Raw genomic sequence first — 23,056 nt, forward strand, 5'->3', positions numbered from 1 at the left:
CGGCCTACTCCGCCTGGTCCTTGACCTGGAACTCCTCGTACAGGGCGGCGATCAGCTTCTCGTCCTCGACCTCGCGCAGCGTGTGGTTGTCGCGGTCCACCAGCTCCTCGCCGAGGAACGCCGCGAGGAGCGTGTAGTCGTCGTACGCGTACTCCTGGAGCAGCGGCAGCACCTCGCCCCGCACGATCGCGGCGAGTTCGGCCGCCGAGTCCACCGGGGTGCCGCCCGGCAGGAAGTAGGCGTGGCCGATCTGCTTCTCGCGGTCGAGGCGCGTGCGGATGCGTTCGTTGAGGGCGTCCAGCATCTCGGCGAGGTGCAGTCGGTCGACGTAACAGCCCTCCAGCGGTGTGGAGTCGGGGAGGAGTTCGAGGAACGCGAAGCGGCGGCGGACGGCGGCGTCGAGCAACCGGATGGAGCGGTCCGCGGTGTTCATCGTGCCGACGAGCCGTACGTTCGGCGGGACGGAGAAGCGCTCGCCGCTCAGCGGCAGGGTGACCGTGCGGCCCCGCTTGTCCCGCTCGATCAGGGTGATCAACTCGCCCAGGATCTTGGGCAGATCCCCCCGGTTCAGTTCGTCGACGACGATCAGGTACGGGCGGTCGGGGTCCTTGGCCGCAGCCTGGCAGACCCGCTTGAAGACACCGTCGACCAGGTCGAGCGCGAGCCCGCCGCCCCCGGCGCCGCGCACCGGCCGGAACCCCTCGACGAAGTCCTCGTAGCCATAGCCCGGGTGGAAGGTGATCACGGTCAGCAGGCCCGAGTCCGCCAGCACGGAGAGGGCGGACTCATAGCCGGGGGAGCCCGGCTCGGCGTACGGGTCGACGTCGGACAGTCCGCAGACCTCGCCGAGCCCGCGCACCGCGTAGTTCAGGGCCGTGTACGTCTTTCCGGTGCCGGGCGGGCCGAACAGCACGACCTGGCCGCGCCGGTCGAGGCCCTCGGCGATGCGCCGCAACAGCGGGTCGAGCGGCGGGGCGGGCACCTCGTCCGGCCGCACGGCCGCTTCCGGCGTCTGCGCCTGCTGGAGTTCCTTGATCCGTTTCCAGGTGGCGGCGGGCACGTCCTTCACCGTCACCGTCGCCCAGGAACGCTCGGGTTCGGCCAGCCGGCCCTCATAGCTGTCGTCCCACTCGACGGAGACGGTGTGCCGGTGGTCCGCCCGCCCGGGGCGCCATGCGTAGCCCTCGTCGGTGACCCGGCCCACGGCGAGGATCTGGCTGGCGCCCGTGTTGGCGACGACGAGGTCACCGGCGCGCAGGCTCAGCAGCTTCCAGACCTCGTTCGCCTTCGCGGAGACCTTCGACTGGAAGTTGTTGTGCTGCGCGCTGAAGGCCTCGCGGAACGCGGCCGCGTACTCGTCCTTGTCGGCGAACTCGCGCAGATCGCCGATCTCGTCCCAGCCCACCGCGATGTACCCGCCCGCGCGGCACTGCTCCCACAGCTCACCGTCCCGGCCCGCGGCGATCTTGACGATCTGCCGGGTCCGGTTCGGGTCAGCCCACCAGTACAGAAACCGCATCACGATCTGCGGCGGCCAGCCCGCGAACCGCTCGTCGGCGTCGATCACCTGTTTGAGCCGGGCCTGGAGCGCGAACCGTTCGAGCCGCGGCGCGGGCTCGTCCGTCAGCCGGTGCAGGAAGTGGCGCACGTGGTCGCCCGCGTGGACCGGGAGCGTGGACTCGGGCGCGTACACCGACAGGGTCTTGGCGATCAGGGAGGGGCCCGAGCGGACCGCGTCGATCGAGTCGATGTCGGACAGGCGTCCGTCGCGGGCCGCCGCCACGGCCTCGACGACCCCGGACCGCACGGCCTGCCACGCCGTCTCCACGTCGGGGTAGCGGGGGTCGTGCCACCAGCTGCCGTCCTTGCGGCGGAAGACGAGGTGCTTCATCGCCGAGCCGCCCGCGATGCTGCCGATCGCGGTGCTGCCGAACTCGACGAGGTAGCAGTACGGCCTGGTGGCGGCGCTGTCGCCCTGCCCGAGCGCGTAGTGCGCCAGCGACAGCGTGGGCCAGTCGGCGAGCGGGAACGCCTCCCGGACGGCGGCCGCCTGGGCCTCCGCCTCGGCCAGGACCTCTTCGTGAGCGGCGCGGTCGAACGCGGCGAGCGCGTCGGCGAGCGGCCACGGCCGCAGGGTCTCGGCCTGCACGGCGGTGACCGGTTCGAGGACGCAGGAGCACACGCCGGTGACCGGGCGCCCCTGGCCGTTGAGCAGCCCCTTGTCCCGGGCGAACGCGGCACGGCCCGCGATGTCCTCGGTCGGCGCCGAGTCGATCAGGCGCCGCCAGATCAGCCGCTCCGGGTCGGCGGCCCGGGGCAGCGTGGGCGCGTCGGTCAGATGCCGGCACTGCGGATCGTGGTGGATCAACTGCCCGTGCAGCGGCAGGATCACCTCGCCCGGCGACGGAGTGAGGGCGTACTCCCGGCCCTCGAAGGCCACGACCGCCCGGTCCGGCCTCTCCGCCCTGTCCGGAATTCCGGTCGCCCGCCCCTGCCCGTCCGCCATGCGTGTCCCGCCCCCGTCAACCGTCTCCGTCCGGCTGCCGACCGTACCGCGACAGGAGCTGGGCCAGCCCGGTGATCAGCAGAACGGCCAGACACCAGCTGCCGAGCACGTCGGCCGGCCAGTGATAGCCCTGCCGTACGAGGCCGATCCCGACGGCGACGTTCAACACGGCGCATCCGTAGATGAGTTCGCGTCGGGCGAGCAGCAGGGCGCAGATCCCGTACGCGACCGCCGCCGTCGCCGCGTGGCCCGACGGGTAGAAGCCCGTCGCCGGGGCCATCGGCGGTGGGCCGGGGCGGGCGAGGAGGTGCTGGAGGGGGGCGACCACGGCGGGGACGAGGGCCATGGTCAGGGCGGCGGTCGTCGCGGGGAGCCAGTGGCGGGTGCGCCAGGTGACGTACGCGAGGACGGCGGCCAGGACCGGGAGGGCGACCTGGAGATTGCCGAGGTCGGCGAAGAACTCCGCCGGGCCGGACGGGATGCCGCTGGTGCGGATCGCGGCGCCGAGGCGTTCGTCGGCGGGGAGCAGTGGGCCGTCCGCCGCCACCTGCCAGGTGAGGACCGCGAAGAGAAGGGCCGCGAAGGCGGCGAGAAAAGTGGTCGGGCGCCCCGGAGCAGGGGGGGTAGCTCCGAGGCGCCCGATCTGATCGGCGTGCCGCGCGCCCCGGGGGGTTTGGGGCGGGCGACCGTCCGATCGGTGAGGAGTTCCGGAGCCGGAGGCTCCGGGTGTGTGCGCGAGGGCACGACCAGGGCGGGGCTGGGGAGGCTCCGACCCGGATTCGCCCGCAGTCACCTGCGGGCGGGGTGTTTCTCTCATCTGCAGAAACCGTACGTCAGGGGGGTGGGGGCAGGACAGCCGGTTCGGCAAGCTGCCATGGGGCCCCCACACCTTCTTCACACGGCCCGACCTTTGCCCCGGGGGCAGCGGAACGGTCACCGTGTCAACGGCTGTCCATCGTCGCCGGTCGGGCCCTGTGACGCCAGTCGTCGCGAGGGGTTCAGAGCGCCGCGAGGGCGTTCTCGATGATGTCGAGGCCCTCGTTGAGCAGGTCCTGGCCGATGACCAGCGGGGGCAGGAAGCGCAGCACGTTGCCGTAGGTGCCACAGGTGAGGACGAGCAGGCCCTCGGCGTGGCAGGCCTTGGCGAGCGCCGCGGTGGTCGCCGCGTCCGGCTCCTTGGTCGCCGGGTCCTTGACCAGCTCGACGGCGATCATCGCGCCGCGGCCGCGCACGTCGCCGATGACGGGGAACTTCTCCTGCATCGCCGTCAGGCGGGTCTTCATCGTCGACTCGATCTCCTTCGCCTTCGCGTTGAGGTCGAGCTCCTTCATGGTCTCGATGGCGCCGAGCGCACCGGCGCAGGCCACCGGGTTGCCGCCGTAGGTGCCGCCGAGGCCGCCCGCGTGCGCGGCGTCCATGATCTCGGCCCTGCCGGTCACGGCGGCGAGCGGCAGGCCGCCCGCGATGCCCTTGGCGGTCGTGATCAGGTCGGGGACGATGCCCTCGTCCTCGCACGCGAACCACTGGCCGGTGCGGCAGAAGCCGGACTGGATCTCGTCCGCGACGAACACGATGCCGTTGTCGGCGGCGAACTGGCGGATCGCGGGCAGGAAGCCCTTGGCCGGCTCGATGAAGCCGCCCTCGCCGAGCACCGGCTCGATGATGATCGCGGCGACGTTCTCCGCGCCGATCTGCTTGGTGATCTGGTCGATCGCCTGGGCGGAGGCCTCGGCGCCCGCGTTCTCCTCGCCGGTCAGCCAGCGGTAGCCGTAGGCCACCGGTACCCGGTAGACCTCGGGCGCGAACGGACCGAAGCCCTGCTTGTACGGCATGTTCTTGCTGGTCAGCGCCATCGTCAGGTTCGTACGGCCGTGGTAGCCGTGGTCGAAGACGACGACCGCCTGGCGCTTGGTGTGGGCGCGGGCGATCTTGACGGCGTTCTCGACGGCCTCGGCGCCCGAGTTGAACAGGGCCGACTTCTTCGCGTGGTCGCCCGGCGTCAGCTCGGCGAGCGCCTCGGCGACCTCGACGTAGCCCTCGTACGGCGTGACCATGAAGCAGGTGTGGGTGAAGTCCTGCAGCTGGGCGGAGGCGCGGCGGACCACGGCCTCGGCGGAGGCGCCGACCGAGGTCACGGCGATGCCGGAACCGAAGTCGATCAGCCGGTTGCCGTCGACGTCCTCGATGATGCCGCGGTCCACGCGGGCGGTGAACACGGGCAGCGTGGAGCCCACGCCGGCCGCGACCGCGGCGAGGCGGCGCTCCTGCAGCTCCTGCGACTTCGGGCCGGGGATGGCGGTGACGACGCGGCGCTCCTGCGGGATGTCGCTCATGCGGGGCTCCTTGTTGAGAAGGGGGCGTGTCACCGGGCTCTGGTCCGGTTTCGCCGGGATGTACGGGGGCTTTCCTCGCAGGTTAGAGGCGAGGAAAGGCGTCGGTCATGCTCCATCGGGGTGGGGTTGGTCCGGGGCGTTGTCCGCCGTGGACATATACATACGGAGGCGGGTAACGGCGGAAGGCGCGCGTAACGGGGCGCGTAACCGGTGAACTCCCTAGGTACGGGCACTACATTGAGGCCGATTGGCAGAAAAATGCGCTGAGCAGGGGGCAAGGGCCATGGACACCGAGGGCACGCAGGGCACGAGCGGCGCCGCCGCGGAGCACGGCCGTGCCGCCGTGCCGCATCCGGCCCGCCCGGTCACACCGCCGCCGCGGCCCGCGCACGCACCGGGCGTGCGCGACGAGGCGACCGCGGGATCGGAGTTCCTGGCCTGGCTGCGCACCCCGCGGCCGACCGCCGCGCCGGGCGTCTGGCGGTTCGGGCACCGGCCGCGGCCGGACGTGGAACCGGCGACGACGCCGACCCGGCAACTGCTGAGCGGCGCGGTCATCGCCTTCCTGGTGGGCTGGCTGGTCTGGTCGCTGCTGTGGAACGGCTACCTGGGCGGCTGGTGGCTGCTCCCGCTGTACGCGATGGTCCCGGACTCCTGGGCGACCCCGCACTCGTTCATGTCCGTCGTCGTCGTGTACCTCTACTACGCGATCTTCGCCGTCGGGATCATGGTCGCCGTCGGCCGGCTCGGCCGCTGGGGCGAGATCTGGCGCCGCTTCGGCTACCCGGCCTGGCGCAAGGCCGCGCAGCCGGTGCAGGCCGCCCGGCCCGTCGCCCCCGAGAAGGACCCCGTCCAGTGGCCGACCCTGCGCGAGGCCGGTGCCGCCGACGCCGCCGACCGGCTCGGGGCCGACGCCCGCGCGGGCCTGATGCGCGACGTCGACCACGCCCGGATCTCCCGCGCCTGGCAGGGCGTGAAGCGCGGCCGGCACTCGCTCGCCGCGTTCTCCGCCGCCGTGGTCAAGGACGGCGCCGCGGCCTGCCCGCACCCCTCCGGCGTCCGTGACCTGCCCTCCCGCGCGGCCCGCCACGACCTGGGCACGGCGCAGGTCAGGCTCGGCGCCGCCGCCGACGACGAGCGCAACCCGTACGCGTACCGCGGCATCGGCCTCGGCATCGGCCCCGATCTGCTCGGCACCTCGCTGCTCGCGGTCGGCCCGCCCGGCGCCGGCAAGACCAGCGGCGTCGTCCTGCCCGTCGCGGAGTCGCTGTGCCTGGGCGCGCTCGCCGGGCGGGCCGCCGTGATCGTCGTCGGGGCGTCCGGCGCCGGGCTCGGCCCGCAGGACGCCTACGACGTCGTGGTCCGCGTCGGTCAGGCCGACTCGGTCTACGACCTCGACCTGTACGGCGGCTCCACCGACCCGGACGAGGCCGCGGCCGTGCTCGCCGAGGCGCTCGTCGGCGACCTCGCCGACCCGCACCCGAGCGGCGACAGCCGCCGCTCCACGACCGTCCTGGCCCAGCTCCTCGGCCCGTACCGCGCGGTGCACGACCGCTTCCCCTCCGTCCCCGAACTGCGGCAGCTGCTCGACGGGGCGCCCACCGCCCTCGGCGCGCTGCGCAAGGGGCTCACCGAAGCGGGACACGAGGCGATGCTGCGCGAACTCGACGCACGAGAGCGGCAGTTGGGCAATCCCGGTGATGTGGGAGCCGTGCTCGCCGACCGGATCGCGCTGCTCGACCGGCCCGCCTTCGCGTCGTTCTTCGACACCTCGGGGCGCACCAGGCCGTTCTCCCTGCGCGCCCTCGACCACCCCGTCCGGGTCCGCGTCGACCTGCCCGAGCGCGGGCACGCCGACGCCTCCCGGATCCTGGCCCGGCTCGTCCTCGCCCAGTTCACGGCGAACGTCGCGGTGCGCGAGGACCGCTCCCTGTTCGCCTGCCTCGTCCTCGACGACGCCACCGGGGTCGTCACCCCGCAGACCGTGCGCGCCGTGCAGCGGCTGCGCTCGGCCAACGCGGGCGCCGTCCTCACCCTGCGCACCCTCGACGACGTACCGCGCGCACTGCGCTCCCCGCTGCTCGGCGCGGTCGGCTGCCGGATGGCGCTGTCCGGGCTCACCCCGTGGGACGGCCAGGACTTCGCCGAGGTCTGGGGCAAGGAGTGGACCGAGACCCGCGACGTCACCGACCGGCAGATCATCGCCGAGACCCCGGCGGGCAAGGCGCTGCACGCGGTGCGCCGGGTGATCACCGGGCGGGCGCCGACCGCCCGCGCGGTCACCGTCCGGCAGGTCGAGCGCGAACGCTGGTCCGCCTCCGATCTCGCGCACGCCGTCCCGCCGGGCCACGCCGTGCTCTCCCTCACCACCGTGCGCGGTGAGCACGCGCCGCCCCTTCTGGTGGATCTGCGGGGCTGAGCCGGGCCGCAGGGCGGGCCGGGAGCGTCTCGCGGAGTCCCGGGGTACGTGGGCGGGGGCTCCGGGAGTACGGACGGTGAGGCAGAATCGGCACGGGGCGTTCATACGGAGAGTCCAAAAGCTTCACAAGCTCCGTCGCCCCTTCGCCTGACATCCCCCACAGCTCACCCGAAGGCCGCCATGCCGCCCACCCTCGCCTCACTCGTCCACCACTCGGCGCTCAAACTCACCGTGCGCGCGGGCGAGACGCGCCTGGACACCCCCGTTCGCTGGGCACACGTGAGCGAGCTGGCCGACCCCGTGCCCTACATGGAGGGCGGCGAGCTGCTGCTCATCACCGCCCTCAAACTGGACGCCGACGACCCGGAGGCGATGCGGCGGTACGTGAAGCGGCTCGTCGGCGCGGGCGTCGTCGGACTCGGCTTCGCCGTCGGCGTCAACTACGACGCCGTCCCCGACGCGCTGGTGCGGGCCGCCCAGGACGAGGGCCTGCCGCTCCTCGAAGTACCGCCCCGTACGCCCTTCATCGCCATCAGCAAGGCCGTCTCCGCCGCCATCGCCGCCGACCAGTACCGGGCCGTCACCTCCGGCTTCGCCGCGCAGCGCGAACTGACCAAGCAGGCGCTCGGCGAAGGCCCCGAGGGGCTGCTCGGCGTGCTCGCCGCCCAGGTCGACGGGTGGGCCGCGCTGTACGACGCCTCGGGCGCCGTCGTCGCCACCGCCCCCGAGTGGGCCGGGCGGCGGGCGGCCCGGCTGACCGCGGACGTCGAGCGGCTGCGGGAGCGGCCCGCACCGGCCAGCGCCGTCGTGGCGGGCGGCTCCGACAACGGCACCGACCGGGTGGAACTGCACTCCATCGGCACCGGGCGCAGGCCGCGGGCCGCGCTCGCGGTCGGCACGGCGGCCGCGCTCGGCACCGCCGAGCGGTACGCGCTGCACTCCGCCATCGCCCTGCTGACCCTGACGACGGAACGCTCGCGCGCCCTCTACGCCGCCGAGCAGCGGATCGGCGCGGCCGTGCTGCGCATGCTGCTCGCCGGGGAACCGGACCACGCCAGGGCCGTCGCCGGCGATCTGTACGGGGCGCTGCTCGACGCCCCGTTCCGCATGGTGCTCGCGGAGGCCGCGGCGGCGCCGCCGAGCGGGGTCGCGCCGAGCGGGGCCCGGGCGGCCGGCACGGCGATGCTGCTCGCCGAGGCGGTGACCGGGGCGGGCGGCCCGCCCGGCGACCCGGTCCCGGTCCTCGTCGACGTCGTCGAGTCCGCCGCCGCGCGCTCCGGCGAGGCCGTCCTCGTCGTGCCGGACGGGGAGCGCGTGGTGCTGCTCGTGGTCGACGGGGGAGCGGCGGGCGAGGCGTGCGCGCAGTACGCCGAGGCGGTGGAGGTGACCCGCTCGGCGGCCTCCGGGTCGTCCGACGGGCCCGGCGAGGAACTGGTCATCGGCTTCTCGGCACCGGCCGGGCCGATCGCGGCCGCCACCGCGTTCAAGCAGGCCGAGCAGGCGCTGTCGGTCGCGCGGCGGCGCGGGCGGGTGCTGGTCGAGCACGAGGACGTCGTCGCCGGTTCCGTGCTGCCGTTGCTCGGGGACGATGCGGTGCGGGCGTTTGCGGACGGGCTGTTGCGGGCGCTGCGTGATCATGACGCGACGGGTCGTGGTGACCTTGTCGCCTCGCTGCGGGCGTGGTTGTCGCGGCACGGTCAGTGGGACGCCGCTGCCGCCGATCTCGGGGTGCACCGGCACACATTGCGGTACCGCATGCGCCGGGTCGAGGAAATCCTGGGCCGCTCCCTGGACGACCCGGACGTCCGCATGGAACTGTGGCTGGCCCTCAAGGCGACCGGGGGTTAGGCCGGGGGTCTGGTGCCGGTCCGGTGGGGGCTGGTCGCGCAGTTCCCCGCGCCCCTGGAGATGCGCACTTCGTGCGCTATCTCCATCAGAGGCGCGCCACCTGCCCCAGGTGGAGCCGCGGTTCCCTGCCCCGTGTGGAGGTGCGCGCAGCGCAGCCTCCGAGGTGAGGCGGCGCGAAGCGCCTGCCTCAGGGGCGCGGGGAACGGCGCGAGAAGCCCCACCGGCCCGCACCCGACTGACAACCCGATCAGGGGCGCGGGGAACGGCGCGACCAGCCCCCACCGGCGTGGACCTGACGAAGCGGCCAACAAGGTGGCGGGAACACTCCAGCGCGGCCAAACCGATCCACCGCACCCCCCACCTAACGTGGACCCGGCAACAAGCCCACGAACACGGAGAGGCCGGTAGAAGACACATGACCGCCACCCACGCCTTCTGGCTCGCCGGTCGCCAGGCCACCGGGGACGACACCTTCGACGTCCACAACTCCTACGACGGCCGCCTGGTCGGCACCGTCGCGGTGCCCACCGAGGCCCAGGTGGAAGAGGCCGTCGCGGCCGCCCACGCCGTGGTCGACGAGTTCGCGGCGACCCCGGCGCACGTCCGCGCCAAGGCACTGAACCACGTCGCCGACCGCCTCACCGAGCGCACCGAAGAGATCGCCCAGCTGATCTCGGCCGAGAACGGCAAGCCGATCAAGTGGGCCCGGGGCGAGGTCGGCCGCGCGGTCTCCGTGTTCCGGTTCGCCGCCGAGGAGGCCCGCCGCTGGAACAGCGGTGACGCCCAGCGCCTCGACACCGACGCCGGCGGCCAGGGCCGTCTCGCCCTGACCCGCCGCATCCCGAAGGGCGTCGTCCTCGGCATCGCGCCGTTCAACTTCCCGCTGAACCTGAGCGCCCACAAGGTCGCCCCGGCCATCGCGGTCGGCGCCCCGATCATCCTGAAGCCGGCCCCCGCGACCCCGATCTCCTCGCTGATCCTGGGCGAGCTGCTCGCGGAGACGGACCTCCCGGCCGGTTCCTGGTCCGTCCTCACCGTGCCGAACGACCGGATGCCCGCCCTGGTCCAGGACGAGCGCCTGCCGGTCATCTCCTTCACCGGTTCCGGACCGGTCGGCTACGCGATCATGGACAGCGTCCCGCGCAAGCACTGCACCCTGGAGCTCGGCGGCAACGGCGCGGCCGTCGTCCTCGCCGACTGGGCCTCCGAGGAGGACCTCGACTGGGCCGCGACCCGCATCGCGACCTTCTCCAACTACCAGGGCGGCCAGTCCTGCATCTCGGTGCAGCGCGTGATCGCGGACGCCGCCGTCTACGACCGGCTGCTCCCGAAGATCGTCGCGGCCGTCGAGGCGCTGGTCACGGGCGACCCGGCCGACGAGGCCACCGACGTGGGCCCGCTGGTCAGCGAGGCCGCGGCCGAGCGCGTAGCGGCATGGGTGACCGAGGCCGTCGACGCCGGCGCCTCGCTCCTCGCGGGCGGCAAGCGCGACGGTGCCACCTACGCGCCGACCGTCCTCGCCGACGTACCCGCCGACGTCACGATCTCCTGCGAGGAGGTCTTCGGCCCGGTCCTCACGGTGAAGAAGGTCGACGGCGAGACCGAGGCGTTCGCCGCCGTCAACGACTCCAAGTACGGCCTCCAGGCAGGCGTGTTCACCCACGACCTCCAGACCGCCTTCCGCGCCCACCGCGCCCTTGAGGTCGGCGGCGTGGTCGTCGGCGACGTGCCCTCCTACCGCGCCGACCAGATGCCGTACGGCGGCGCCAAGCAGTCCGGCGTCGGCCGCGAGGGCGTGCGCTACGCGATGGACGACTACACCTACGAGCGTGTCCTGGTCCTGACCGGCCTCGCCCTGTAGGCACCCCGGTCACGACGGCGGCCCGAACCCACTGTGCGGGGGTTCGGGCCGCCGTCGTGCGTCGGCGCCCCGCCCGTTGTCAGTGCCGCCGCCTAGATTTTCCTCATGGCCACCTTCACCGACTTCAACCTCAAGCTCGTCGTCGTCGAGCAGCTCATGTACACCGACGGCACGCTCACACCGGTGTTCCGGATCGCCGAGCTGCTGAAGGAGCGCGGGCTGGGCGACGACCCCTGGACGTACGCGTACGACCACGATCTGGCGTACAAGGTCGTGCCCGAGGCCCGCGCCCACTTCGAGGCGCTGGAGATCAGCGAAGAACTCCTCGCCTCGGTGCGGGAGTTGGTGATGGACGGCGGGCTGCGGGTCTATCAGGAGTGCGCGCCGGTGTGGGACGGCGAGGACGACCTGTTCGACATCGGGACGCTCGACGACCTCGCGCTGCTGCCGAACCTGCGGCGGATATCCGGCTCGGAGTTCCTCGGCCCCGAGCTGCGGTCCGCCCTCACCGCGCGCGGCATCGTGGCCGACTAGGACTCCCGATACACGCCCCGGTGCCCGAGGGCTGGCCGACATGCCGGTTTTCGGGTACATACGATCGAGTAGCACCGGCCGGTAACGGACCGGGCCGGTGGACCCGACGCGCGGCGAGGTGAACCTCATGTCCGCAACACCCCAGCAGCAGGCGAAGGTCTCCGAACGGGAGGCACGGCAGGTCGCCGAGGCCGCACGCGAACAGGACTGGCGCAAGCCCAGTTTCGCGAAGGAGCTGTTCCTCGGCCGGTTCCGGATCGACCTCATCCATCCGCACCCGATGCCCGCCGACGAGGACGCGCGGCGCGGCGAGGAGTTCCTGGCCAAGCTGCGCGACTTCTGCGATTCGGAGATCGACTCGGCCCGCATCGAGCGCGAGGCGAGGATCCCCGACGAGACGGTCGCCGGGCTCAAGGAACTCGGCGCGCTCGGCATGAAGATCGACACCAAGTACGGCGGCCTCGGCCTCACCCAGGTGTACTACAACAAGTCGCTCGCGCTGGTCGGTTCGGCGTCCCCGGCGATCGGCGCGCTGCTCTCCGCGCACCAGTCCATCGGCGTACCGCAGCCGCTGAAGCTGTTCGGGACGCAGGAGCAGAAGGACACCTTCCTGCCGCGCTGCGCCCGCACCGACATCAGCGCGTTCCTGCTGACCGAGCCGGACGTCGGCTCCGACCCGGCCCGGCTGGCCACCACCGCCGTGCCCGACGGCGACTCCTACGTCGTCGACGGCGTGAAGCTGTGGACGACGAACGGGGTGGTCGCCGATCTGCTCGTCGTCATGGCGCGCGTCCCGAAGTCCGAGGGACACAAGGGCGGCATCACCGCGTTCGTGGTCGAGGCCGACTCCGACGGCATCACGGTCGAGAACCGCAACGCCTTCATGGGCCTGCGCGGCCTGGAGAACGGCGTCACCCGCTTCGACCAGGTACGGGTGCCGGCCGCGAACCGGATCGGCCCGGAGGGCGCAGGCCTGAAGATCGCGCTCACCACCCTCAACACCGGGCGGCTCTCGCTGCCCGCGATGTGCGTCGGCGCCGGCAAGTGGTGCCTGAAGATCGCCCGCGAGTGGTCGGCGGCGCGCGAGCAGTGGGGCAAGCCGGTCGCGTTCCACGAGGCGGTCGGCGCGAAGATCAGCTTCATCGCGGCGACCACGTTCGCCCTGGAGGCCGTCGTCGACCTCTCCTCGCAGATGGCCGACGAGGACCGCAACGACATCCGCATCGAGGCCGCCCTCGCCAAGCTGTACGGCTCCGAGATGGGCTGTCTGATGGCGGACGAGCTGGTGCAGATCCGCGGCGGCCGCGGCTTCGAGACCGCCGAGTCGCTCGCGGCCCGCGGCGAGCGCGCGGTCCCCGCCGAGCAGATCCTGCGCGACCTGCGCATCAACCGCATCTTCGAGGGCTCGACCGAGATCATGCATCTGCTCATCGCGCGCGAGGCCGTGGACGCGCACCTGTCGGTGGCGGGCGACCTCATCGACCCCGACAAGTCCCTGTCCGACAAGGCGAGGGCGGGCGCGAAGGCGGGCGGCTTCTACGCCCGATGGCTGCCCAAGCTGGTCGCGGGACCCGGTCAACTCCCGCGCTCCTACAGCGAGTTCCACCCGGCGGGCCACCGCGACCTGTCCGGCCATCTGCGCTACGTGGAGCGCTCGTCCCGCAAGCTGGCCCGCTCCACCTTCTACGCCATGTCCCGCTGGCAGGGCCGCATGGAGACCAAGCAGGGCTTCCTCGGCCGCATCGTCGACATCGGCGCCGAGCTGTTCGCGATGAGCGCGGCCTGCGTACGCGCCGAACTCCTGCGCACCACCGAGGAGTACGGCCGCGAGGCGTACCAGCTCGCCGACGTCTTCTGCGGCCAGGCCCGCATCCGCGTCGACGAACTCTTCGACCGGCTGTGGACCAACACCGACGAGCTGGACCGCAAGGTCGTCAAGGGTGTGCTCGGCGGTACGTACACCTGGCTGGAGCAGGGTGTCGTCGACCCGAGCGGGGACGGTCCCTGGATCGCGGACGCGTCGCCCGGTTCCAGCAAGCGGGAGAACGTGCACCGGCCCATCCGCTGACGACGGCCACCCCCATTCCGCCGAGGACGGCTACTCCCCGGGCCCGGTCAGCCGGGCCCGGGCGATCCTCCGGAAGTCGGCGACCAGGCGGCTCCTGTCGTCCGCCCGCGTTGCCAGCACCACATGGCTCGGCTCGACGCCCTCCAGCGGGATCGCGGTGATGTCGGGCCGCAGGCTGTGCGCCCGAAGCCCGCCCGCCGAGATCGCCAACGACCGCCCGTCGGCGACCAGTTCGAGCTTGTCCTCGATGGCGGCGATGACCGGCCCGTCCGGTGCCCGCCGCCCGTCGGGCCGCGGATCGAGGCGCCAGAACGCGTCCCAGGCGGCCGAGTCGTCGCCCGCCATCCGCGGCAGCGGTTCGTCCGCGATGTCGTCGACCGTCACCGACTCCCTGCCGACGAGCCGGTGCCCGAGCGGGACGAGCAGCAGCCGCGGCTCGTCGTACAGCACCGACACGTCCAGTTCGCCGGTGGGGAACGGCAGCCGGGCGACCACCGCGTCCACCCGGTGATCGAGCAGCGCTGCCCGCGGCTCGTCCCAGCTCAGATGCACGGCCTGTACCTCGGTGTCCGGATGGCGGCGCCGCAGCTCCTGCACGGCGGGCGTGACGATGATCCCGGTGATGAACCCCACCGTGCACCGGCCGGGCTCGGCGGCCGCCCTGACCTGCGCGGCCGTCTGCGCCGCCGACTTCAGCAGTGCCTTGGCCCGCGGCAGGAACACCTCACCGGCCGCGGTCAGCCGGGAGCCCTGCGGTGTCCGGTCGAGCAGCCGCGCCCCGAGCTGCTGCTCCAGGCGCCGGATCTGCCGGCTCAGGGACGGCTGCGTGGTGAGCAGCGCCTCGGCGGCCCGCCCGAAGTGCTGATGCTCGGCGACGACGGTGAAGTAGCGCACGAGACGCAGATCGAGATCGGCCATACGGAGAGAGTATGCCCTCCGCATCGTCGCGGCTGCTCATGAATCCCTTCTGACCTGTAGTGATGCTCATTTCGTATTGCGCGATGCGGAACAGGCTTTGGACGCGTGCCCCGGTCGCCGCCGACGCTGGAACCACCTCACCCGTCCAGCTCGCAAGGAGCGCCCCATGCGCGTATTCGTCACCGGAGCCACCGGATTCATCGGCTCGGCCGTGGTCCGGGAACTGCTCTCCGCCGGCCACCAGGTCGTCGGCCTGGCCCGCTCCGACGCCTCGGCCGCGGCCCTGGAGGCCGCGGGCGCCGAGCCGTACCGGGGCTCGCTCGCCGACCCGGACGGCCTCGCCGCCGCCGCGAAGGACACCGACGGCGTCGCCCACCTCGCCTTCGACCACACCTTCACCGACCACGCCGGCGCGGGCCGCGCCGACCTGCGGGCCGTCGAGGCGATGGGCGCCGCTCTGGAAGGCACCGGCAAGCCCCTCGTCGTCACCTCGGGCATGGTCACCGAGGCGGGCAGGCCCGCCACCGAGGACCTGCCGGGCGACCTGAACTCGCCCGGCGCGGCCCGCGTCGCCACCGAGAGCGCCACCCTCGCCCTCGCCGGGCGCGGCGTGCGCACCTCGGTCCTGCGGCTGCCCGCCTCCGTGCACGGCCGCGGCGACGGCGGCTTCGTACCGCGGCTGATCGACATCGCCCGCGAGAAGGGCGCCGCCGCGACGGTCGGCGACGGCGCGAACACCTGGCCCGCCGTGCACCGCCTCGACGCGGCCCGGCTGTTCCGTCTCGCCCTGGAATCGGCACCGGCCGGGGCCCGGCTGCACGGCGTCGCCGAGGAGGGCGTACCGACGCGGGACATCGCCGCCGTGATCGGCCGCCGCCTCGACGTTCCCGTGATCCGCCTGACGCCCGATCAGGCGCGCGAGCACTTCGGCTGGTTCGCCGGGTTCGCCGCCATGGACGTACAGGCGCTGAGTGAGCGCACGCGTACGAGCCTGGGCTGGCAGCCCACCGGACCCACGCTCCTCGCGGACATGGAGGAGGCCGGCTACTTCGACTGAAAGCTCTTCGGCCAACCCCCTTGCCAAATGGTCAAGAAGTGTTGACCATTGGGGGCATGCCAACCGATGACGCTCCCGAGGCCTTCCACGTCACCACCGACGAACAACTGCGCGCCGTCTCCAATCTCACCCGGCACCGCATCATGGCCGTGCTCCGCTTCGAGCCCGCGACGATCACCCAGATCGCCGCGCGCGTAGGCCTGGCGAAGGGGAGTTCCAGCTATCACGTGCGGCTCCTCGAGCGGGCCGGCCTGGTGAAGGTCGTGCGGACGCGGAAGGTGCGGGGCGTCACCGAGCGGTACTACGCGATGGCCGCGCGGTCGATCGTGCTGCCGGACCCGGGCGAGGGCGGCCCGGACGTGCTGATGCGGCACGCGGTGGCGGACCTGGAGGCGTCGCCGGCCGACGGCGAGCGGCATGTGGGGATGGCGCACCTGCGGCTCACCGACGAGCAGTTCGCGGAGCTGGGGGAGCGGTTGCAGGCACTCGCGGAGGAGTACCGCAAGCTGTCCGATCCGGCGCTGCCGGACACGTCGCTCGTCTTCGCACTGTTCCACCCGGGATCGCGTGAGCAGGCCGAAGGGGACGCCAAGTGAATTCATCCGCCAGAAAGTTGCCGACCGGGTTCGGACGGCTGTGGACCGCGCAGACGGTGTCCTCGCTCGGCGACGGGGTGTCGCACGCCGCGCTCCCCCTGCTCGCGCTGACGCTGACACGGGACCCGATGGCGCTCGCCGTCGTCACCGCCGCCGGCACGCTGCCGTGGCTGCTCTTCGGGGTGCTCGGCGGCGCGCTGGTGGACCGCTGGGACCGCCGGCGCACCATGTGGGTCACCGACGCGGCCCGTGCGGTGCTGCTCGCGATACCGGCGGCAGCCGCCGCGCTCGACGTGCTGAGCATCCCCCTGCTCGCCGCCGTCGCCTTCCTGCTCGGCCTCGGCGGACTCTTCTTCGACACCGCCGCCACGGCCTATCTGCCCGATCTGCTCGGCCGCGACCCCGTGCTCCTGGAGCGCGCCAATTCCCGCCTGCGCGGCGCCCAGACCGCCGCGTCCGGCTTCGCCGGGCCGCCCGCGGGCAGCGCCCTGCTGGCCCTCGGGCGGGCGGTCCCGCTGCTCACCGACGCGCTCTCGTTCGCGCTCTCCGCCGTGCTCGTACGGTCGCTGCCCGCCGGACGCCGGCCCGTGCCGCAGGCGAAGGAGTCGCTGCTGCGGCAGGCGCGGGCCGGAGCGTCCTACGTGTTCCGGGACCGGCTGCTGCTCGGACTCGCGCTGCGTCCGGCCGTCGGGAACATCGCCTTCATCGCCGTGGAGACCGTGCTCGCCCTCTTCGCGCACGACCGTCTCGGCATCGGCACCTTCGGCTTCGGCCTGCTCCTCACGGCGGAGGCCACCGGCGGTCTGCTCGGCGCGGGCATCGCCTCCTTCCTCGGCCGGCGGCTCGGCACCGGCGCCGCGCTCACCTGCACGGCCGCCGTCGAGGGACTCGCCGTCCTGGGCCTCGCGGCCGCCCCGAACGCGTACGCCGCCGGCCTCGCGCTCGCCGTCTGCGGCGCGGGCATGGGTGCCACGATGGTGCTCGCGCCCTCCCTGCGGCAGGCGATCGTCCCCGCCCATCTGATGGGCCGGGTCACCTCGACCTCCCGCATGCTCGCCATGTGCGCCGCCCCGTTCGGCGCCTTCGTCGGCGGCTGGCTGGCGAGCACCTACGACGTACGCACCCCGCTCTACGCCGCCGCCGGCCTCCTGCTCACCATGACCGCCGTCACGGCCACCATGACCAGCAACCGCCGGGTCGAAGCGGCGCTGCGGAGCGTCACCCCGGACGGCGGCCCGGACGACAGCCCGAGCGACCCGGAGCCGGTTCCTCCCGTTCTGCCCGGACCGGAGGGGCCCGTTCTGGAGGATGCACCCCGATCGTCGTGACGGGTTCGCGAACGGGCGCGAAAGCGCGGCATTCCCGCAAAATGCGGCCGTCACCGGAAGAGGACACGACCGCTGAGCGCGAACTGCCGGGGCACCCTGTCGGCTTCACAGCCTGCGCGCGCAAGAATGGGGCAATGACCGACAGCCCCGACAGCTCCGTCAGCCCGTCCCCGCTCGCGGACCCCCACCTGGTCTTCGACCCGGTGCCCACCGACACCCCTCGGGACATCGCCGTCCTGGGCTCGACGGGTTCGATCGGCACGCAGGCCATCGACCTGGTCCTGCGCAACCCCGGCCGCTTCCGCGTCACCGCCCTGAGCGCCGCGGGCGGCAGGGTCGAACTCCTCGCCGAACAGGCCCGCCGCCTGGGCGTGCGCACGGTCGCCGTGGCCCGCGAGGACGCCGTGCCGGCGCTGCGCGAGGCGCTCGCCGCCCAGTACGGCGCGGGCGAGCCGCTCCCCGAGATCCTGGCCGGGCCCGACGCCGCCACCGAGATCGCGGGCCGCGGCGACAGCCACACCGTGCTCAACGGCATCACGGGTTCCATCGGCCTGGCCCCGACGCTCGCCGCGCTCGAAGCGGGCCGCACCCTCGCCCTCGCCAACAAGGAGTCGCTGATCGTCGGCGGCCCGCTGGTGAAGGCGCTCGCCGCGCCCGGCCAGATCATCCCGGTCGACTCCGAGCACGCGGCGCTCTTCCAGGCGCTCGCCGCCGGCACCCGCGCCGACGTCCGCAAGCTGGTCGTGACGGCGTCCGGCGGCCCGTTCCGCGGCCGGACCCGGGCCGACCTGGCGCAGGTCACCGTCGAGGACGCCCTCGCGCACCCCACCTGGGCGATGGGCCCGGTCATCACCGTCAACTCGGCGACGCTGGTCAACAAGGGCCTGGAAGTCATCGAGGCACACCTGCTCTACGACATTCCGTTCGACCGCATCGAGGTCGTCGTCCACCCGCAGTCCTACGTGCACTCGATGGTGGAGTTCACCGACGGCTCCACGCTCGCCCAGGCCACCCCGCCCGACATGGGTGGTCCGATCGCCGTCGGCATCGGCTGGCCCGAGCGGATCCCGGACGCGGCCCCCGCCTTCGACTGGACGAAGGCCTCCACCTGGGAGTTCTTCCCGCTCGACAACGACGCGTTTCCGTCGGTGGGGCTCGCCCGACACGTGGGAGAGCTCGCGGGGACGGCCCCGGCGGTGTTCAATGCCGCCAATGAGGAGTGCGTGGACGCGTTCCTGAAGGGCGCCCTGCCGTTCAACGGGATCATGGACACGGTGACGAAGGTCGTCGAGGAGCACGGCACACCCGGATCGGGAACTTCACTCACCGTCGCGGACGTCCTTGAAGCGGAGACCTGGGCGCGCGCCCGGGCCCGTGAACTGACGCTTACGGACAAGACGGCCGTGGAGGCTCGTGCATGACGATCCTGATGATGATCCTCGGCATAGTCGTCTTCGTGGTGGGCCTGCTCGTCTCCATCGCGTGGCACGAGCTGGGCCACCTGTCGACGGCGAAGCTCTTCGGCATCCGCGTGCCGCAGTACATGGTCGGCTTCGGCCCCACCCTCTTCTCGCGGAAGAAGGGCGACACCGAGTACGGCGTCAAGGCGATCCCGCTCGGCGGCTACATCCGCATGATCGGGATGTTCCCGCCCGGCGCGGACGGCAAGATCGAGGCCCGCTCCACCTCCCCCTTCCGCTCGATGGTGGAGGACGCCCGGGCCGCGGCCTTCGAGGAGCTCCAGCCGGGCGACGAGACCCGGCTCTTCTACACGCGCAAGCCCTGGAAGCGCGTCATCGTGATGTTCGCGGGCCCGTTCATGAACCTGATCCTGGCGGTCGGGCTCTTCTTCACGGTCCTGATGGGCTTCGGGATCACCCAGCAGACGAACACGGTCTCGTCCGTCTCGGACTGCGTCATCCAGGCCAGCGCCAAGCGCGACACCTGCAAGGCGTCCGACCCGCAGTCCCCGGCGAAGGCGGCCGGACTCCGGGCGAAGGACAAGATCGTGTCCTTCAACGGGGTCACGACGGACAAGTGGAACACCCTGTCCGACGAGATCCGGGAGAGCGCGGGCAAGACCGTCCCGATCGTCGTCGAGCGCGACGGACAGCAGAAGACCCTCACCGCGAAGATCGCCACGAACCAGGTCGCGAAGAAGGACTCCAGCGGCCAGATCACCGACGGCTACGTGAAGGCCGGCTTCCTCGGCTTCACCGCCGCCACCGGCGTCGTCCACCAGAGCTTCGGCGACTCGGTGTCCTGGATGACCGACCGGGTCGGCGACGCCGTCGACTCCATCGTGGCGCTGCCCGCGAAGATCCCCGCGCTCTGGGACGCCGCGTTCGGCGACGGCCCGCGCGACGCGGACTCCCCGATGGGCGTGGTCGGCGCGGCCCGCGTCGGCGGTGACATCGCCGGGCTCGACATCCCCGCCACCCAGAAGGTGGCGATGTCGCTGATGCTCGTGGCGGGCTTCAACCTCTCCCTCTTCCTGTTCAACATGCTCCCGCTGCTGCCGCTGGACGGCGGACACATCGCGGGCGCGCTGTGGGAGGCGCTGCGGCGCAACTTCGCGCGGATCTTCCGGCGTCCCGACCCGGGCCCGTTCGATGTCGCGAAACTCATGCCGGTGGCGTACGTCGTCGCGGGAATCTTCGTCTGCTTCACCATCCTGGTGCTGATCGCGGACGTCGTTAACCCGGTGAAAATCTCCTGATCGCCGCCGCTTCACGACGGTCGGACACCCTGGGTGTCCGGCCGTTCACCTTCGGGTGGAGTTGTGGGGCGCGATGTGCCCGGCCGTGCGCCGGTGACGTAATCTCGGAATCCTCTGGACTCGATCCTCGATCCACACCTTGGGGTTGCACAGCAGATGACTGCGATTTCACTCGGCATGCCGGACGTACCGACCAAGCTCGCCGAGCGGCGCAAGAGCCGGCAGATCCAGGTCGGCACGGTGGCCGTGGGCGGCGACGCCCCGGTGTCGGTGCAGTCGATGACGACCACGCGGACCTCCGACATCGGTGCCACGCTCCAGCAGATCGCCGAGCTGACCGCGTCCGGCTGCCAGATCGTGCGTGTGGCCTGCCCCACGCAGGACGACGCCGACGCGCTGCCGATCATCGCGAAGAAGTCGCAGATCCCGGTGATCGCCGACATCCACTTCCAGCCCAAGTACGTCTTCGCGGCCATCGAGGCGGGCTGTGCCGCGGTCCGCGTCAACCCGGGCAACATCAAGCAGTTCGACGACAAGGTCAAGGAGATCGCCAAGGCGGCGAAGGACCACGGCACCCCGATCCGCATCGGTGTGAACGCGGGCTCGCTGGACCGTCGGCTGCTCCAGAAGTACGGCAAGGCGACGCCCGAGGCGCTCGTCGAGTCGGCCCTGTGGGAGGCGTCGCTCTTCGAGGAGCACGACTTCCGCGAGATCAAGATCTCGGTCAAGCACAACGACCCGGTGGTCATGGTCAACGCGTACCGGCTGCTCGCCGAGAAGTGCGACTACCCGCTGCACCTCGGCGTCACCGAGGCCGGGCCCGCCTTCCAGGGCACCATCAAGTCGGCCGTCGCCTTCGGCGCGCTGCTCTCCGAGGGCATCGGCGACACGATCCGCGTCTCCCTCTCGGCCCCGCCGGTCGAGGAGATCAAGGTCGGCAACCAGATCCTGGAGTCGCTGAACCTCAAGCCGCGCCGCCTCGAGATCGTCTCGTGCCCGTCCTGCGGGCGCGCCCAGGTCGACGTCTACAAGCTCGCCGAAGAGGTCACCGCTGGGCTCGACGGCATGGAGGTGCCGTTGCGCGTCGCCGTCATGGGCTGTGTCGTGAACGGGCCGGGTGAGGCCCGTGAGGCCGACCTCGGGGTCGCGTCCGGCAACGGCAAGGGGCAGATCTTCGTCAAGGGTGAGGTCATCAAGACCGTCCCCGAGTCGAAGATCGTGGAGACCCTCATCGAAGAGGCGCTGAAGATCGCCGAGCAGATGGAGAAGGACGGCGTGGCCTCCGGCGAGCCGTCGGTCGCGGTCGCCGGCTGACCAAGGCTCGGCCTGCTTTCTTCCGCGCGCACGTCTGCCGGGTTCCCCCGGCGGGCGTGCGCGCGTCTCGTTGTGGCCGGTCGCGCAGTTCCCCGCGCCCCTTTTCGGGTTGTCGTTCACCCGCGGCCCGGTGGCCGCTTCTCGCGCAGTTCCCCGCGCCCCTGAAAGCGAGCTCCGCTCGCCCAGGGAAGGCCGAGCGGGGCGCAGCCTTCTGGGGGAGGCGCGCGGCCACGGCCTTCTGGGGGAGGCGCGTGGCCACGGCCCTCTGGGGAAGGGGCACGCCACGGCCTTCAGGAGAAGGCGCGCGCCAAGGGTCTCCAGGGGAAGGCGCGCGCCCACGGCCTTCAGGGGAAGGCGCGCGAAGCGCATGCCTTCAGGGGCGCGAGGAACTGCGCGAACAGCCACGACGAGAGCCGCACCCGACCTCAAAGAAGAGCAGCGCGCAGCGCACGCTCCAGGGGCGCGGGGAACTGCGCGAGAAGCCCCACCGGCCCGCGGTCGACCGACAACGCGAGACCGTCCACCCGGCCGCAGCCGCGAAACCGGGGCACCCAGCACATGCCGAGGCGCCCCAATTCCGGGCCAGGTACAGTGCGGAGATCAGCCCTCCCCGCCAAAAAGGCCCCGCACGTGTTGACTCAGACCACCACCCGGGTCCTCGAACCGAGTGACCTCGACGCAGCGCTCGCCGTCCTCGACCGCGAGCCGGTCGTGAACGCCTTCGTGACGGCCCGCGTCCGCATCGCGGGCCTCGACCCGTGGCGGCTCGGCGGCGAGATGTGGGGCTGGTACGAGGACGGCATGCTGCAGTCCCTGTGCTACGCGGGCGCCAACCTCGTCCCCATCTGCGCCACCGACCGAGCCGTCCGCGGCTTCGCCGACCGTGCCCGAAGAGCCGGCCGCCGCTGCTCCTCCATCGTCGGCCCGGCCGAGCCCACGGCCCGCCTGTGGCGGCTCCTCGAACCCTCCTGGGGCCCGGCCCGCGAGGTCCGCGCGCACCAGCCCCTGATGGTCACCGACCGGCTGCCGGCCCACGTCGTGCCCGACCCCTACGTCCGCCGCATCCGCAAGGACGAGATGGAAACGATCATGCCGGCGTGCGTGGCGATGTTCACCGAGGAGGTCGGCGTCTCCCCGCTGGCCGGCGACGGCGGCCTGCTCTACCAGGCCCGGGTCGCCGAACTGGTCGGCGCGGGCCGCTCCTTCGCCCGCGTCGACGAGCACGGCAAGGTGATCTTCAAGGCCGAGATCGGCGCCGCGACGCCGGACGCCTGCCAGATCCAGGGCGTCTGGGTGGCGCCCGAGCACCGGGGCAAGGGCCTCGCCGCCCCCGGCATGGCGGCGGTGGTCCGCTACGCCCTCGCGGACGTGGCCCCGGTCGTCAGCCTCTACGTCAACGACTTCAACACCCCGGCCCGCGCGGCCTACCGCAGGGTCGGCTTCGAGGAAGTCGGCGCGTTCATGAGCGTCCTGTTCTAGGACCCGCTGAAGGATCAAGGATTCCCGTCCCCGCTGGTGGGGCCCCGTGTGGGGCCCGTCTCATCTCCAAGGCGGC

General features: G+C 72.4%; 16 protein-coding genes. 12 read left to right on the forward strand and 4 right to left on the reverse strand.

What is annotated here, in order from left to right; translation table 11 throughout:
* Positions 1–4: 4 nt before the first annotated feature.
* The 3 genes from ACFVDP_RS15600 to gabT form a co-directional block, all read right to left on the reverse strand.
* A complete protein-coding gene (locus ACFVDP_RS15600; protein ID WP_383489197.1) occupies positions 5–2,506 on the reverse strand; it encodes an McrB family protein in 2,502 nt (833 codons plus the stop codon).
* Positions 2,507–2,522: 16 nt separating this feature from the next.
* Positions 2,523–3,053, reverse strand: a complete 531-nt coding sequence (locus ACFVDP_RS15605) for a phosphatase PAP2 family protein (RefSeq protein WP_383489200.1) — start codon at positions 3,051–3,053, stop codon at positions 2,523–2,525.
* Between the two features lie 451 nt (positions 3,054–3,504).
* Positions 3,505–4,839 (reverse strand): 4-aminobutyrate--2-oxoglutarate transaminase, encoded by a 1,335-nt coding sequence (gabT, locus tag ACFVDP_RS15610; protein WP_383489203.1) that lies wholly within the window; start codon positions 4,837–4,839, stop codon positions 3,505–3,507.
* Positions 4,840–5,122: 283 nt separating this feature from the next.
* On the opposite strand from gabT, the gene ACFVDP_RS15615 reads away from it, so the two are divergent.
* The 5 genes from ACFVDP_RS15615 (at position 5,123) to ACFVDP_RS15635 (ending at position 13,569) form a co-directional block, all read left to right on the forward strand.
* Positions 5,123–7,258 carry an ATP-binding protein gene (locus ACFVDP_RS15615; RefSeq protein ID WP_383489206.1) on the forward strand — a complete coding sequence of 712 codons (2,136 nt, stop codon included), beginning with the start codon at positions 5,123–5,125 and terminating at the stop codon, positions 7,256–7,258.
* 180 nt (positions 7,259–7,438) lie between these two features.
* Positions 7,439–9,106 carry a PucR family transcriptional regulator gene (locus ACFVDP_RS15620; RefSeq protein WP_383489209.1) on the forward strand — a complete coding sequence of 556 codons (1,668 nt, stop codon included), beginning with the start codon at positions 7,439–7,441 and terminating at the stop codon, positions 9,104–9,106.
* A 415-nt stretch (positions 9,107–9,521) separates the two neighbouring features.
* Complete coding sequence (locus ACFVDP_RS15625) at positions 9,522–10,967, forward strand: aldehyde dehydrogenase family protein (protein ID WP_383489212.1); 1,446 nt, start codon at positions 9,522–9,524, stop codon at positions 10,965–10,967.
* A 105-nt stretch (positions 10,968–11,072) separates the two neighbouring features.
* Complete coding sequence (locus tag ACFVDP_RS15630) at positions 11,073–11,501, forward strand: DUF6892 domain-containing protein (RefSeq protein ID WP_383489215.1); 429 nt, start codon at positions 11,073–11,075, stop codon at positions 11,499–11,501.
* Positions 11,502–11,628: 127 nt separating this feature from the next.
* Positions 11,629–13,569: an acyl-CoA dehydrogenase family protein gene (locus ACFVDP_RS15635; RefSeq protein WP_383489218.1), complete on the forward strand. Its 1,941-nt coding sequence runs from the start codon at positions 11,629–11,631 to the stop codon at positions 13,567–13,569.
* Between the two features lie 30 nt (positions 13,570–13,599).
* Here the strand turns inward: ACFVDP_RS15635 and ACFVDP_RS15640 are convergent, their stop codons facing one another.
* On the reverse strand, positions 13,600–14,487 hold the full coding sequence (locus ACFVDP_RS15640; protein WP_383489221.1) for a LysR family transcriptional regulator: 888 nt from the start codon (positions 14,485–14,487) through the stop codon (positions 13,600–13,602).
* 166 nt (positions 14,488–14,653) lie between these two features.
* Between ACFVDP_RS15640 and ACFVDP_RS15645 the strand changes: the two genes are divergently transcribed.
* The 7 genes from ACFVDP_RS15645 (at position 14,654) to ACFVDP_RS15675 (ending at position 22,980) form a co-directional block, all read left to right on the forward strand.
* Positions 14,654–15,544 (forward strand): SDR family oxidoreductase, encoded by an 891-nt coding sequence (locus tag ACFVDP_RS15645; protein ID WP_383489224.1) that lies wholly within the window; start codon positions 14,654–14,656, stop codon positions 15,542–15,544.
* A gap of 56 nt (positions 15,545–15,600) precedes the next feature.
* Positions 15,601–16,140, forward strand: coding sequence for an ArsR/SmtB family transcription factor (locus tag ACFVDP_RS15650; protein ID WP_383489227.1), 540 nt, complete (start codon positions 15,601–15,603; stop codon positions 16,138–16,140).
* A complete protein-coding gene (locus ACFVDP_RS15655) occupies positions 16,137–17,468 on the forward strand; it encodes an MFS transporter (RefSeq protein ID WP_383489230.1) in 1,332 nt (443 codons plus the stop codon). Before ACFVDP_RS15650 ends, ACFVDP_RS15655 begins: the two co-directional genes overlap by 4 nt.
* Before the next feature lie 134 nt (positions 17,469–17,602).
* Entirely contained in the window at positions 17,603–18,889 is a 1,287-nt protein-coding gene (gene dxr / locus ACFVDP_RS15660; protein ID WP_383489233.1) for a 1-deoxy-D-xylulose-5-phosphate reductoisomerase, read from the forward strand.
* Positions 18,886–20,187 (forward strand): M50 family metallopeptidase, encoded by a 1,302-nt coding sequence (locus ACFVDP_RS15665; RefSeq protein ID WP_383489236.1) that lies wholly within the window; start codon positions 18,886–18,888, stop codon positions 20,185–20,187. The genes dxr and ACFVDP_RS15665 overlap by 4 nt, the downstream gene beginning before the upstream one ends.
* A gap of 156 nt (positions 20,188–20,343) precedes the next feature.
* Positions 20,344–21,501, forward strand: coding sequence for a flavodoxin-dependent (E)-4-hydroxy-3-methylbut-2-enyl-diphosphate synthase (ispG, locus tag ACFVDP_RS15670; RefSeq protein WP_111667304.1), 1,158 nt, complete (start codon positions 20,344–20,346; stop codon positions 21,499–21,501).
* A gap of 630 nt (positions 21,502–22,131) precedes the next feature.
* Entirely contained in the window at positions 22,132–22,980 is an 849-nt protein-coding gene (locus ACFVDP_RS15675; RefSeq protein ID WP_383489240.1) for a GNAT family N-acetyltransferase, read from the forward strand.
* The last annotated feature ends 76 nt before the right edge of the window (positions 22,981–23,056 follow it).

The sequence above is a fragment of the Streptomyces sp. NPDC057694 genome, assembly GCF_042799415.1.
Taxonomy (GTDB): domain Bacteria; phylum Actinomycetota; class Actinomycetes; order Streptomycetales; family Streptomycetaceae; genus Streptomyces.